The organism is Caenibius sp. WL, from assembly GCF_019803445.1.
Classification (GTDB): domain Bacteria; phylum Pseudomonadota; class Alphaproteobacteria; order Sphingomonadales; family Sphingomonadaceae; genus Caenibius.
Window position 1 is genome coordinate 1,490,674 of record NZ_CP081844.1, and the last position, 13,379, is coordinate 1,504,052.

The 13,379-nt window shown below is 65.6% G+C and carries 10 protein-coding genes; 5 read left to right on the forward strand and 5 right to left on the reverse strand.

From position 1 onward, the window contains the following. Positions 1–9: 9 nt before the first annotated feature. Both glmS and K5X80_RS06920 read left to right on the forward strand, forming a co-directional pair. Complete coding sequence (gene glmS, locus K5X80_RS06915; protein ID WP_222560110.1) at positions 10–1,833, forward strand: glutamine--fructose-6-phosphate transaminase (isomerizing); 1,824 nt, start codon at positions 10–12, stop codon at positions 1,831–1,833. Between the two features lie 87 nt (positions 1,834–1,920). Beyond that, positions 1,921–4,290 (forward strand): putative bifunctional diguanylate cyclase/phosphodiesterase, encoded by a 2,370-nt coding sequence (locus tag K5X80_RS06920; protein ID WP_222560111.1) that lies wholly within the window; start codon positions 1,921–1,923, stop codon positions 4,288–4,290. Between the two features lie 299 nt (positions 4,291–4,589). Here K5X80_RS06920 and purQ read toward each other — a convergent pair whose 3' ends face one another. The 3 genes from purQ to purC form a co-directional block, all read right to left on the reverse strand. Then, positions 4,590–5,213, reverse strand: coding sequence for a phosphoribosylformylglycinamidine synthase subunit PurQ (gene purQ, locus K5X80_RS06925; RefSeq protein ID WP_222560398.1), 624 nt, complete (start codon positions 5,211–5,213; stop codon positions 4,590–4,592). A gap of 53 nt (positions 5,214–5,266) precedes the next feature. After that, positions 5,267–5,503, reverse strand: coding sequence for a phosphoribosylformylglycinamidine synthase subunit PurS (purS, locus tag K5X80_RS06930; RefSeq protein WP_222560112.1), 237 nt, complete (start codon positions 5,501–5,503; stop codon positions 5,267–5,269). 88 nt (positions 5,504–5,591) lie between these two features. Continuing rightward, positions 5,592–6,374: a phosphoribosylaminoimidazolesuccinocarboxamide synthase gene (purC, locus tag K5X80_RS06935; protein WP_222560113.1), complete on the reverse strand. Its 783-nt coding sequence runs from the start codon at positions 6,372–6,374 to the stop codon at positions 5,592–5,594. 245 nt (positions 6,375–6,619) lie between these two features. On the opposite strand from purC, the gene K5X80_RS06940 reads away from it, so the two are divergent. Genes K5X80_RS06940 through K5X80_RS06950 form a run of 3 tightly spaced genes read left to right on the forward strand, consistent with a single transcriptional unit; the run spans position 6,620 to position 9,626 of the window. Beyond that, a complete protein-coding gene (locus K5X80_RS06940) occupies positions 6,620–7,747 on the forward strand; it encodes an 8-amino-7-oxononanoate synthase (protein WP_222560114.1) in 1,128 nt (375 codons plus the stop codon). Then, on the forward strand, positions 7,744–8,364 hold the full coding sequence (gene bioD / locus K5X80_RS06945; protein ID WP_222560115.1) for a dethiobiotin synthase: 621 nt from the start codon (positions 7,744–7,746) through the stop codon (positions 8,362–8,364). The genes K5X80_RS06940 and bioD overlap by 4 nt, the downstream gene beginning before the upstream one ends. Then, the gene (locus K5X80_RS06950; protein WP_222560116.1) at positions 8,361–9,626 is read left to right on the forward strand and encodes an adenosylmethionine--8-amino-7-oxononanoate transaminase; all 1,266 of its coding nucleotides are present in this window, start codon (positions 8,361–8,363) and stop codon (positions 9,624–9,626) included. Before bioD ends, K5X80_RS06950 begins: the two co-directional genes overlap by 4 nt. Here the strand turns inward: K5X80_RS06950 and K5X80_RS06955 are convergent. After that, complete coding sequence (locus tag K5X80_RS06955; protein ID WP_222560117.1) at positions 9,616–11,085, reverse strand: Ppx/GppA phosphatase family protein; 1,470 nt, start codon at positions 11,083–11,085, stop codon at positions 9,616–9,618. The genes K5X80_RS06950 and K5X80_RS06955 overlap by 11 nt on opposite strands. A gap of 46 nt (positions 11,086–11,131) precedes the next feature. Beyond that, positions 11,132–13,324: an RNA degradosome polyphosphate kinase gene (locus K5X80_RS06960; RefSeq protein WP_222560118.1), complete on the reverse strand. Its 2,193-nt coding sequence runs from the start codon at positions 13,322–13,324 to the stop codon at positions 11,132–11,134. Positions 13,325–13,379 lie beyond the last annotated feature (55 nt).

The following is a 13,379-nucleotide window of genomic DNA, read 5'->3' on the forward strand; positions in this document are numbered from 1 at the left end:
CCCAAGCATATGTGCGGAATTATCGGCATTGTCGGCAAGCAAGAGGTGGCGGATCGCCTGGTCGACGGGCTGCGGCGGATGGAATATCGCGGTTACGATTCGGCCGGGGTCTGTACGCTGTTCGACGGGCAGCTCGTCCGCCGCCGGGCCGAAGGCAAGCTGATCAATCTGGTTCGCGAACTGGCGGGCCATCCCGCGCCGGGCGCGGTCGGGATCGCGCACACCCGCTGGGCCACGCACGGCGCACCGACCACCAACAACGCCCACCCCCACGCCACGGAGGAAGTGGCGCTGGTCCACAATGGGATCATCGAGAATTTCCGCCCCCTGCGTGAAGAACTGATCGCGCGCGGGCGCAGGTTCGAAAGCGAGACGGACACCGAAGTGGTGGCGCATCTCGTCTCCGAACAGGTGGAAGCGGGCAAGACCCCGCAGGAAGCGGTGCAGGCGGTGCTGCCGCGCCTGCGCGGGGCGTTCGCGCTGGCTATCGCTTTCCGCCGTCATCCCGACATGCTGATCGGCGCGCGGCTCGGCTCGCCGCTGGTGGTCGGCTATGGCGAAGGGGAAACCTATCTCGGCTCCGACGCGCTGGCGCTGGCCCCGCTGACGCAGAAGATCGCCTATCTCGAAGAAGGCGACTGGGTGGTGCTGACGCGTGAAGGGGCGCAGGTGTTCGATGCCGAAAACCGCCCCGTCACGCGGGAAATCACCACGTCGGGCGCATCGGCGGCGGCGATCGAGAAAGGCAATTACCGCCATTTCATGCAGAAGGAGATTTTCGAGCAGCCGGTGGTGGTGGCGCAGACGCTGCGTTCCTACATCCGCCAGCTCGAACGCAAGGTGGTGCTGCCGCAGATCGATTTCGACCTGTCGAATATCAACCGCGTGACCATCGTCGCCTGCGGCACGTCCTACTACGCCGGGATGGTGGCGAAATACTGGTTCGAACAGTTCGCCCGCGTGCCGGTGGACATCGATGTGGCGAGCGAGTTCCGCTATCGCGAGCCGGTGCTGGAAAAGGGCGGGCTGGCGCTGTTTATTTCGCAATCGGGCGAAACCGCCGACACATTGGCGGCGCTGCGCCATTGCAAGGCCGAAGGGCAGACCATTGCCGTGGTGGTGAACGTGCCGACCAGTTCGATGGCGCGCGAGGCGGACCTGCTGTTGCCCACGCACGCCGGGCCTGAAATCGGTGTCGCCTCGACCAAGGCGTTCACCTGCCAGTTGGCCGTGCTGGCCGCGCTGGCCGCGCATCTGGCGGTCTGCCGCGGGCGAATGGACCGGGCAGAGGAAACGGCGGTGGTCGATCACCTGCTCCAGGCGCCCGCTGCGATCAATGCCGCGCTGGCGTTCGACGATACGATCGCGGGCATGGCGCATCTTATCGCGCCGGCGCGCGATGTGCTCTATCTCGGGCGCGGGCCGGATTATCCGCTGGCGCTCGAAGGTGCGCTCAAGCTCAAGGAAATCAGCTATATCCACGCCGAAGGCTATGCCTCGGGCGAAATGAAGCATGGCCCCATCGCGCTGATCGATGAATCGGTGCCGGTGATCGTGCTCGCACCGTCCGGCCCGCTGTTCGAAAAGACCGTCTCGAACATGCAGGAAGTGCGCGCGCGGGGCGGCAAGATCGTGCTGATCTCCGATGCCGAAGGGATCGCCGAAGCGGGCGAAGGCTGCATGGCCACGATCGAGATGCCGCGCGTGCATCCGCTGATCGCGCCGCTGGTCTATGCCGTGCCGGTGCAACTACTGGCCTATCATGTCGCCGTGGCCAAAGGCACCGATGTCGATCAGCCGCGCAATCTGGCGAAATCGGTCACTGTCGAATAAGGCTTCCGGCGCGTAGGGCGTCCGGCCCCGGCTTTTCCGGCCGCGAGTTTACGCGGTGGCAACATTTGCGCGGTAAAGCCGTTTCCCGTGGGAAACGATCTATCCGAGCGCCAGCCTTTACCGGCTGACCTGCCTGCCGAACTGTCGTTGGCGGCGCTGCTTGGACTGCGCGATACCCCCGGTGGCGCATGGGCGCGTCTGCGCGGCTTGCAATATTCCTATCTCGCCCGCATCGCGCGCAGGCGGCTGGTGGTGCATGGCATTGCCGGGGCCGCGATCCTGTTCATGTTCTCCGGGGTTGTTCCGGCGTGGATGATCGCGTCCTGGGCCGCCGCGCTGATCGCGATGCTCTGCTGGACCTTGCACAGCGACCGGCAACTGGGCGATACGGACCGCCGCCCGATCACCCGGGGTGAAATCTGGCGGCACACTCTGCTCTCGGCGGCCGTGGCCACGCTCTGGAGCGTGCCGATCCTGGTGTTCACCGGTTACGGCGCGCCGGGCGACATATTCGCCGTCTGGGGCGTGCAGGCCATGTTGCTGGCCGCCGCGGCGCTATGGCTCGCGCCTGTGCCGCTGGGGGCCGGGGCGGTCATTCTGATACTGGGTTTCTCGGCCATCGCCGCGCTGGGCGCGGGGCGCCACTTCGAAATGATGGGCATCGCCACGTCGTTCATGGTGATGACGCTGGCCGGGGCGGTGAAAGGCGCGCGCAACTATCTGACCGCGCGCATCGCCGAAGCGGGTGTGGCCGAAAAGAACGAAGTCGTCTCGCTCCTGCTCCGGGAATTCGAGGAAACGGGCGCGAACTGGTTGTGGAAGATCGACGCATCGCGGCGGGTACGCGGGGTCAGTGTGGGCTTTGCCGATGCCCTTGCCGGGGCATCGCACGAGATGGAGGGCAAGCCCTTCCTTCAACTCATTGCCGGGATGACCTGGGAAACGGGGGAATTCGAGCCCGGTGTGCGCGATCTGGCCGACCGGCTGCAAGGACGCGAAAGCTTTTCCAACCTGATCGTGCCGGTGGAGATCGGCAACCGGCGCAAGTGGTGGGAGCTTTCGGGCACGCCCCGGTTCGACCACGCCGGGCGCTTCATCGGCTTTCGCGGGGTCGGCTCCGACGTGACCGAGGAGCGCGAATCCTCCGAAAAGATCGCCTATCTCGCGCGCTTCGATACGCTGACCAATCTGCCCAACCGCATGATGCTGACCGAGGCGCTCGACGCGGCGATCCAGCACGCGGAAAAGTGGAGCACACGCTGCGCTTTCCTGATGATCGATCTCGACCGTTTCAAGCAGATCAACGACACGCTGGGCCATCAGGTCGGCGATCGGCTGCTGACGCAGGTCGCCGGGCGGCTCAAGAGCCTGATGAACGCCAGCGAACTGTGCGGCCGTCTGGGCGGTGATGAATTCGCCATCGTCATCCGCGACGCCTGCGACATGCGGCGGGTGCGCGAAGTGGCGGAGGCGGTGATCCGCCTGCTGTCGCCGCCTTACGAAGTCGACAGTCATCTGCTGTATATCGGCGCCAGTGTCGGCTCCGCCGTGGGCCTGCGCGATGGGCGGACGGTGGAAGCGTTGATGCATAACGCCGATCTGGCGCTCTATCGCGCCAAGGCGGGCGGGGGCGGGCGGCATGTGTCTTTCGAACCGTCGCTGCGCCATGATGCGGAACGGCGGCGCAAGATGGAACAGGCCCTGCGCCACGCGCTGGAACGCGACGAATTCCACCTGCACTATCAGCCGATGGTGGATGCGCACGGCGAACAGTTGATCGGCTTCGAGGCCCTGCTGCGCTGGAACAGCCCGGAATGCGGCGCGGTGGCGCCCGCCAAGTTCATCCCCGTGGCGGAAGACACCCGCCTGATCGTGCCGATCGGTGAATGGGTCCTACGCGAGGCCTGCCGCGAGGCGATGCATTGGCCCGGCCATGTGAAAATCGCCGTGAACGTGTCGGGCGAGCAGTTGCTGGCGCCCGATTTCATGGGCACGGTGGTGCGGGCGCTCACCGATTGCGGCTTGCCCCCGCAGCGGCTGGAGATCGACGTGACCGAAAGCGTTTTCGTGCGCGACGATGCGATGGCGCGAGCGGTGCTGGACGATGTGCTGGCGCTGGGCTGCGGCGTGGCGCTGGACGATTTCGGCACTGGCTCCTCCTCGCTCGACCATCTGCGCAGGCTGCGATTCTCGACCATCAAGATCGACCGCAATTTCGCCAAAGGCGCGGTGGCAGGCGATCCGCAAAGCCTGGCGATCATCCGCGCGGTGGTGGCCATGGCTGGCAGCCTCGGCATCGCGACCACGGTCGAAGGGGTGGAGAACGTCACGGAAGCCCGGCTGATCCGCGCACTGGGCTGCGATGCGATACAGGGGGACTATTGCAGCAAGCCGATGGCGGCGACCGACGCGCGCAATCTCTTCGCGGTGCGACCGGCCCCCGGTCTGCGCGCCTGACCCGAATTGGCGATTAGCCCACTGGAACCAGTAACCTCGTCATTCTGGCAAAGGCGGGCATGACGATGGGGAGAGGACCACGCCAAAAGTTCGACATGACGCGGCGGCATAAGGGGCGCGATTATAGCGTCTTCCCATATCCCACCCGTTCGGCCTGAGCCTGTCGAAGGCCACGCGCCGAAAGTGTGTCCTAAAGCATAGGGCCGTTTCCGCAGCGGCTCAGTTGCAATCACCATAAGAAAAGGGCCGCGTCCCGGCAGGACGGCGGCCCTTTTTCCGTTCCGGTGCGCGAAAGCGCGTCAGGCGTGCACGAGGCTGCGGATCGCGCTTTCAAACAACGCGCGGCCATCGGCGCTGCCGTGGGCGGGTTCGATAGCGCGCTCGGGGTGGGGCATCATGCCCAGCACGTTGCCCGCTTCGTTGAGCACGCCCGCGATGGCACGGGCCGAACCGTTGATTTCCTCGGCATAGCGGAAAGCGACGCGGCCTTCGCCTTCCAGCCGGTCGAGCGTGGCGGCATCGGCGAAATAGTTGCCATCGTGGTGGGCGACCGGGACCCGGATCGTCTGCCCCGCATCATAAGCGGCGGTGAACAGCGATTGGTTGTTCACCACTGTCAGCGGCACGGTGCGGCAGATGAAATTCTGGCTGGCGTTGCGCATCAGCGCGCCCGGCAGCAGCCCGGCTTCGGTCAGCACCTGGAACCCGTTGCACACGCCCAGCACCGGCACGCCGCGCCCCGCGGCGGCGATCACCGCCTGCATAATCGGGCTGCGCGCGGCCATCGCGCCGGACCGCAGATAATCGCCATAGGAAAAGCCGCCGGGCAGAGCGATGAAATCGAGCCCTTCGGGCAGTTCGGCATCGCCGTGCCACACGCGCAGGGCGGGGGTGCCGGAAACCTGTTCCAGCGCAACCGCCATGTCCCGGTCGCAGTTGGAGCCGGGAAAGGTGATGACGGCGGAACGGAACCCGCTCACGCGGCGACCTTTTCGATGCGGTAGTTTTCGATGACCATGTTGGCCAGCAGCTTCCGGCACATTTCGTCCAGCGCTTCATCGCTGACGTTCTGATCGACATCGAGTTCGATCAGCCGCCCGGCGCGGACATCGTTGACGCCGGAAAAGCCCAGCCCTTCCAGCGCGTGATGGATCGCCCGGCCCTGTGGGTCGAGCACGCCGTTCTTCAGGCTGACATGGACGCGGATTTTCATGGGTAGCGGCCTTCTTCGCGAATGGGACACGGGAATCGCAGCGAGCCTATGCCCCCGGCAGCGCCGCAGGGCAAGGACTCGCGCGCCCTTACTTCTTGCCGCGCAGCTTGCGATGCACGCTGAGGTCGTGCACTTCGCTCGGCCCGTCGCTTTCCAGCAGGCCGAGGCGGCGCGCGACTTCCTGATAGGCTTCTTCCTCGCCCCCCAGATCGCGGCGGAAACGATCCTTGTCGAGCTTTTCGCCGGTGGTCATGTCCCACAGGCGGCAGCCATCGGGGCTGATTTCGTCAGCCAGGATCACGCGGGCATAATCGCCATCCCAGATGCGGCCGAATTCCAGCTTGAAATCGATCAGGCTGATATTGATCGCCGCGAACATGCCGACGAGGAAATCGTTGATGCGGATCGCCATCGAGGAAATGTCCTGCATTTCCTCGTTCGATGCCCAGCCGAAGCAGGCGATATGCTCTTCCGCGATCATCGGATCGCCCAGCGCATCGTCCTTGTAATAGTATTCGATCAGCGTGTGGGGCAGCGGTTCGCCTTCTTCGATGCCCAGCCGCTTGCAGATCGAACCGGCCGCGACATTGCGCACGACCACTTCGATCGGCACGATTTCCACCTGCCGCACCAGCTGTTCGCGCATGTTCAGGCGGCGGATGAAGTGAGTCGGGATGCCGATGTGGTTCAGGCGGGTGAACACATACTCGCTGATGCGGTTGTTGATCACGCCCTTGCCGTTGATCGTACCCTTTTTCTGGGCGTTGAACGCGGTCGCATCATCCTTGAAATACTGGATGATTGTGCCCGGTTCGGGGCCTTCGTAGAGAATCTTGGCCTTGCCTTCGTAGATCTGGCGGCGACGCGACATGGGCCTGCCCTTTTCTGGTGGTAGAAGTAGATCGCCCCGGCTGACGAAGCGGTTTGGCTTCGGCTGGCCGGGGCGTTTGCTGCCCCATAGTACGAAAGCCTGTGGAAAGCAATTGCGCAGACCCGCGGATTTGCTGGCCTTCGCAGGCGGTTATCTGGGGTGCCCGGCGGGAAAGACAGGGGCGGGGCCACGCATTGCGAGTCGCCCGGTTGAATGATCGGCCCGCATCGGGCAAAGGCCGCTGCATGTCCGGTCCCTACGCAGACCATCAGGCCGATCTTGCGGTTCTCGCGGGCAAGGCCCGTCTCCGCTCCCTGCGCCCGCGTGAAGGCGTGGATTTCGCGTCGAACGACTATCTCGCTCTCGCGGGCGATCCGCGCATGAAGCAGGCTTTCGCCGCCGCGCTTGATCGCGGGGTGCCGGTCGGTTCGGGCGGATCGCGCCTCCTGCGCGGCAACCATGCGGAACATGAAGCGCTGGAGGAAGAGGCGGCGCGGTTCTTCGGCTGCGAAAGCGCGCTCTATCTCGCCAACGGCTTCGGCGCCAATTCGGCGCTGGTCGCCACACTGCCGCGCAAGGGCGATGTGGTGATCTATGACCAGTTGATCCACGCCAGCCTGCACGAAGGGCTGCGGCTGACCCGGGCCGACCGGGCCATGGCGCCGCACAACGATCCGCAAGGCTTTGCCGATGCGATTGCCCGCTGGCGGGCCAAGGGGGGCACCGGGCGGCCGTGGATCGCGGTGGAAAGCCTCTATTCGATGGACGGCGATATCGCTCCGCTCGACGCGCTGATCGCGCTGGCGGACGAACATGACGGGGTGCTGCTGGTCGACGAAGCGCATGCGACGGGCGTGTTCGGCGATGGGGGCAGAGGCGTTGCCGCCGCGTTGCAGGGGCGGGGCAATCTCATCACCATGCACACCTGCGGCAAGGCGCTGGGCAGCGAAGGGGCGCTGGTCTGCGGGCCGAAAGTGGTGACGGACTATCTCATCAACTGCGCGCGCGGCTTCATCTTCTCCACCGCGCCCAGCCCGCTGATGGCCGCCGCCACGCGGGAGGCGCTGCGGATCAGCGCGCAGGAACCGGCACGGCGGGAACAGCTTATGGCTCTGATCGGCCATGCCGCCGGGGCGCTTGCCCCGCTGGGCGTGACGCCGACCGGCAGCCAGATCGTGCCGATCATACTGGGCGGCGATGCCCGGACGATGGAAGTGGCGGCCGCGATGCAGGCCGCCGGGTTCGACATTCGCGGCATTCGCCCGCCCACGGTGCCTTCGGGCACATCGCGCCTGCGCTTGTCGCTGACGCTGAATGCCAGCCCGGCCGATGTCGATGCGCTGGCCGCTGCTCTGACTGGGGCATTGGCATGACGGCCTTTGCGATCACCGGCACCGATACCGATGTGGGCAAGACGGTGTTCGCCGCCGGGCTCGCCGGGTATCTCGGCGCGTGGTACTGGAAGCCGGTGCAGGCGGGCACGGACGACGGCACCGACGCGCTGCGTGTGGCTGCGCTGTCGGGCTTGCCCCCCGAACGCATCCTGCCCGAAGCTTATCGCCTGGCCACACCCTGTTCCCCCCACCGCGCCGCGCGGATCGACGGGGTGACGATCGAGGATGCGGCGCTCGCTCTGCCCGTGCAGCGGCCTTTGGTGGTCGAAGGGGCGGGCGGGGCGCTCGTCCCCCTGCGCGACGATCTGACCGTGGCCGACCAGATTGCCCGCTGGGGCCTGCCCGCGATTGTCGTCGCGCGCACCACATTGGGCACGATCAGCCATACGCTGATGACGGTGGAAGTGCTGCGCGCGCGGGGCATAACCGTGCACGGCGTGGCTTTCGTCGGCGATGCGAACGAGGATAGCGAAGCGACGATTGGCCGCATCGGGCGGGTCCGCCGCCTCGGCCGCCTGCCGTTCCTCGATCCGCTGAATGCGGACACTCTGGCCGCGGCGTTTGCGGATGCCTTTACCGAAGGGTTGGCGCTGTGAGCGATTCCCCCGTCTGGCACGCTTTCACCCAGCACGGCCTCAATGAGCCGATCGGGCTCGTCACCCACGGCGAAGGGGCGGCGCTCCACACGGCCGATGGCCGCCGGGTGATCGATGCGATTTCCAGCTGGTGGGTGACGACCCACGGCCACCGCAACCCGCGCGTGATGGCCGCGATCCGGGCGCAGACCGAAAAGCTCGATCAGCTGATTTTCGCCGGGTGGACGCATGAACCGGCGGAGGAAGTGGCGCGCGGGTTGACCGCGATCATGCCGCCGGATCTGACACGGGTGTTCTTTTCCGATTCCGGTTCCACCTGCGTTGAAGTCGCGCTGAAAATGGCGCTGGGTTACTGGGCGAACCGGGGCGAACCGCGCCACCGGCTGGTGGTGATGGAACATTCCTATCACGGCGACACCATCGGGGCGATGTCGGTGGGCGCGCGCGGCGTGTTCAACGCGGCCTATGCGCCGCTGTTGTTCGATGTCGGACGGGTGCCGTTCCCCAGCGACCCGCAGGCGACGCTGGATGCGCTGGAAGCGGAATGCCGGGCGGGCGCGGCGGCCTTCATCGTCGAGCCGCTGGTGCTCGGCGCGGGGGGCATGATGATGTACGGCCCGCTGGTGCTGGCGGAAATGCGCGCGATCTGCGCCCATCATGGCACGCTGTTCATCGCCGACGAAGTAATGACCGGCTGGGGCCGCACGGGCAGCTTGCTGGCGGGGGAGCAGGCCGGGATCGTGCCCGATCTGCTGTGCCTGTCGAAAGGGCTGACGGGCGGGGCGCTTCCGCTCGCCGTCACCATGGCGAGCGAGGCGATCTGGGATGCGCATTATTCGACCGACCGGGCGCTGACCTTTTTCCATTCCTCCAGCTACACCGCCAATCCCATCGCCTGCGCGGCGGCGGCGGAAAATCTCGCCATCTGGCGGGAAGAGCCGGTGCTGGAGCGGGTGGCGGACCTTGCCGCGCGGCAGGAACGGCACCTGGCCACGCTGGCCGGCCATCCCGCGATCCGCGATCTGCGCCGCTGCGGCACGATCACGGCGATGGAACTGGGAGGGGAGGACGCGGCCTATCTTTCCGGGCTTGGCCCCGCATTGCTCGGCTATTTCCGCGACCGGGACGTGTTGCTGCGCCCGCTCGGCAACACGGTTTACGTCATGCCGCCCTATTGCATCGGGGATGACGATCTCGCCACGGTCTATGCCACGATCCGTTCGGCGGCGGATGCGGTGGCGGCGGGCGATTTCAGCCGGTAGCCCGCCTGCCGGTATCGATCATGCGCCGGGCGGGCGCCAGCCCCAGCGCTTGCGCCAGCGCCTTGTGATCCTTTTCCACCTGCTGGGTGTAAAGCGCGGCGATCTCTTCCTGCAGCGACAGGACCAATTGACCGTTGTCCACGGTCAGCGCGCTTTGTTCCAGCGCCGCCTGCGTGCCGCCGCTGAACCGGCGGGCCAGACGTACCGCCAGGCCCCAGACGCGCCCTTCGCGCAGGCTAGCGGGCGGGGCGATCCGTTCGAGCGCGGGAAATTCGGCCTTGGCGGCGGTGTTGGCGCTGGCGGCGGCAGCGATCATCGCCCGCCCTTCGCCGTCGATGCCGATCCAGCGTTTGCGCAGCGCCCATTCCAGCGCCTCGTCCGCGCGCAGGTTGGGCTCGGTCCGGTTGGCGGCCAGCGACAGCATGGTTGCCGCGTGGCGCAGCCGTTCCTGCCCTTTGCCGGCCATGTGGACCGCTGCTGCGGTCCAGCGGGTGATCGTCTCCGCCTCGTCGGCGCGAATGCCCAGTTGCGTGGCAAATTCCGTTACCCCTGCAAGCAGGGGGTCTTGCGCCTGCTGCGCGGGGGCGAGTTGCTGATAAAGCAGCCCTTCGCGCAGGCCCCAGGCGGAAAACACGATGCGCGCCGGGCGCAGGATCGCGATCAGGGCCGCCAGCAGCGCCGCCGCATCGGGCAGCATGGCCAGGCGCGCGGTGGAAACCATCGGCACTTCGGTGGCGAGCTTGGCGCGTTCGATCACCTGACACAGCCTGAGCGCGTCGTCCGCCGCCATCGAAAACCCGTGCGGATCGTCATAAGGCCAATCGAGCGCATGCATCGCGTAATGGGCGAGCGCCCGATGCGATCCGCCGACGAGATAGAGCGGCAGATCGGCCCCGCCAGACCATTCGGTGGCTTCGAGCATTTTCTGCACGTGGCGGGAAAAGCGCACGCTGCCTTCCGCGCGCAATTGCGGCAGGCGCAGCGTGCCCAGCGGCAGGCTGGTGCCATGGTTGCGGATTTCGCCGTCGATATCGACCAATTCGAGACTGCCCCCGCCGAGATCGGCGACAGTGCCTTTCGCGCCGGGGAAGGAGGCGGTGACGCCGGTGGCGCTGGTGATCGCCTCTTCTTCGCCCGACAGCAGGCGCACATCGATGCCCAATGCGCGCACCGCGTCGAGGAAGGCCGGGCCGTTTTCCGCATCGCGCGATGCGGCGGTGGCCACCGCATCGATATGGGCCACGCCGCGCAGGCGCAGGATCGCGGCGTAGCGCGCCAGCGCATCCAGCGCCATGCGCATCGATTTGGGGCTGAGCTGCCCGTTTTCGGCCACGCCCTTGCCGAGCCGCGCCGTCACCTTTTCGTTGAGCAGCACGGCAGGCGCGCGCGGCGGCCCGCCGAAAATCACCAGGCGAACCGTGTTCGAACCGATATCGATGACCGCGCGTTCTTCGGTCATGACGGTGTGCCTGCCGGATCGGGGACCGTGTGGCTGACAGCGGCCATCAGGCCGCCCCGCGCCGCAGCGAGAGCTTGGGCACCTTGCGCCCTTTGGCCAGCGCGGCCCCGCGCCCGGAAAGGGAAGGATTGGTCATGAAATAGCGGTGCAGATTGAATGGCTCGTCGCCCTTGTCCATGCGTCGATAGGTGCCATCGGGCTCCAGCAGCCAGCTTTGCTCCGTGTCCAGCAAATTCGCCAGCATGACCTGATCGAGCACCTGATCGTGCACGGTGCTGTTGCGGATCGGGACCAGCAGTTCGACCCGGCGATCGAGATTGCGGCTCATCCCGTCGGCCGAGGAGATAAACACTTCGGCATGGGGATTGGGCAGCGCCGATCCGGCGGCGAAGGCCCAGATGCGGCTGTGTTCGAGGAACCGGCCGATGACCGATTTGACCGCGATATGCTCCGACATGCCGGGGATGCCCGGCCGCAGGCAGCAGATGCCGCGCACCACCAGATTGATTTCCACCCCGGCGTTGCTGGCGGCGTAAAGCCGCTCGATCAGCCCATCGTCGGTGAGCTGGTTCATCTTGGCCCAGATTGCGGCGGGTTTGCCCGCCTGGGCGTTCGCAATTTCGCGATCGATGCAACTGTAGAGCCTGTCGCGCAGATTGAGCGGTGAAATGGACAGCACTTCCATCTCGCGCGGTTCGACATAGCCGGTGATGAAATTGAACAGCCGCCCGGCATCGCGCGCCGCCTTGGGATCGGCGGTGAAGAAGCTGAGATCGGTGTAGATGCGCGCGGTGAACGGGTGATAATTGCCGGTGCCGAAGTGGCAGTAAGTCCGGTAGCTGTCCCCTTCGCGGCGCACGACCATCGATACCTTGGCGTGAGTCTTCCAATCGACGAAGCCGTAAATCACCTGCACGCCCGCCCGTTCGAGCTGGCTGGCCCAGAGGAGATTCTGTTCCTCGTCGAACCGGGCTTTCAGTTCGACCACGGCGGTGACGGACTTGCCCGCTTCGGCCGCCGCAATCAGCGCGGCGATGATCGCCGATTGCTTGCCCGCACGGTACAGCGTCTGTTTGATCGCCACCACATCGGGATCGGTTGCCGCTTGACGCAGGAAATCGATCACCACTTCGAAGCTTTCGTAAGGGTGGTGGACGATCAGATCCTTTTCACGGATCGCGGCGAAGCAATCGCCGTCATGTTCCTTGATCCGTTCGGGGAAACGCGGATTGTAAGGCTGGAACTTCAGGGCCGGCCGGTCTTCATCGACAATCGTCGACAGGCCGGACATACCGACCAGTCCACCGGTCTTGATGACCATCGCCTGTTCGAGCCCGAGTTGATCGAGCAGCAGTTCCTCGGCCGTCTGGTTCAGTTCGCCCTGCAATTGCAGCAGAATCACCTTGCCGCGCCGCCGCCGCTGGATCGCGCGGCGGAAATAGCGGACCAGATCTTCGGCATCTTCCTCGATTTCGATATCGCTGTCGCGCAGCACGCGGAACACGCCGTGCCCTTCGAAGCGGAAGCCGGGGAACAGGATATCGGTGTAGCGGCAGATCAGGTCTTCGATGCTGATATAGACTGCCGTTGGCCCCGGCAGGCGGATGAAGCGCGGCAGGGCGGTGGGGATCAGCACCATTTCCATCACCGGCGACTGATCGGCGAGCCGGGTGAGCGAAAACAGGATGCCCATCCCCTGATTGGCGATGAACGGGAAGGGGTGCGCGGGATCGATCGCCTGTGGCGTAATGATAGGCAGCACCGCTTCGTGGAAATGCTTTTCCAGCCATTCCAGTTGTTCGGCGGTGAAAGGATGCCGTTCGCCGCTTACCAGAATGTCTTCACGGGCCAGCAGGCGCTGCAATTCATCCCACACCGCCTGCTGGTCGGTCAGCAGTTCGATCACCGCCTTGCGCACGGCGGAAAGCTGTTGCGCCGGAGTGAGGCCGTCGATGGAGATTTCGCCGATCTGGCGTTCGACCTGCCCGGCCAGCCCGGCCACGCGGACCATGGTGAACTCGTCGAGATTGTTCCCCGAGATTGATAGAAAGCGCAGCCGTTCCAGCAGCGGATAATCGGTGTTGCGCGCTTCATCCAACACGCGCCGGTTGAAATTCAACCAGCTCAACTCGCGGTTGAAATAGCGCGCGCCGCCTTCGGGGACGGGCGGCAGCGCCGCCGCTTCCGGTTCGCCGCCGGTCGAATCGAATGTCTGTTGTTCCATGTCGGACCACTGCATCGTGCGATCCTATTACATTTCGATGACAGGCAAAGCCCGAATGGCCGAAGATCGC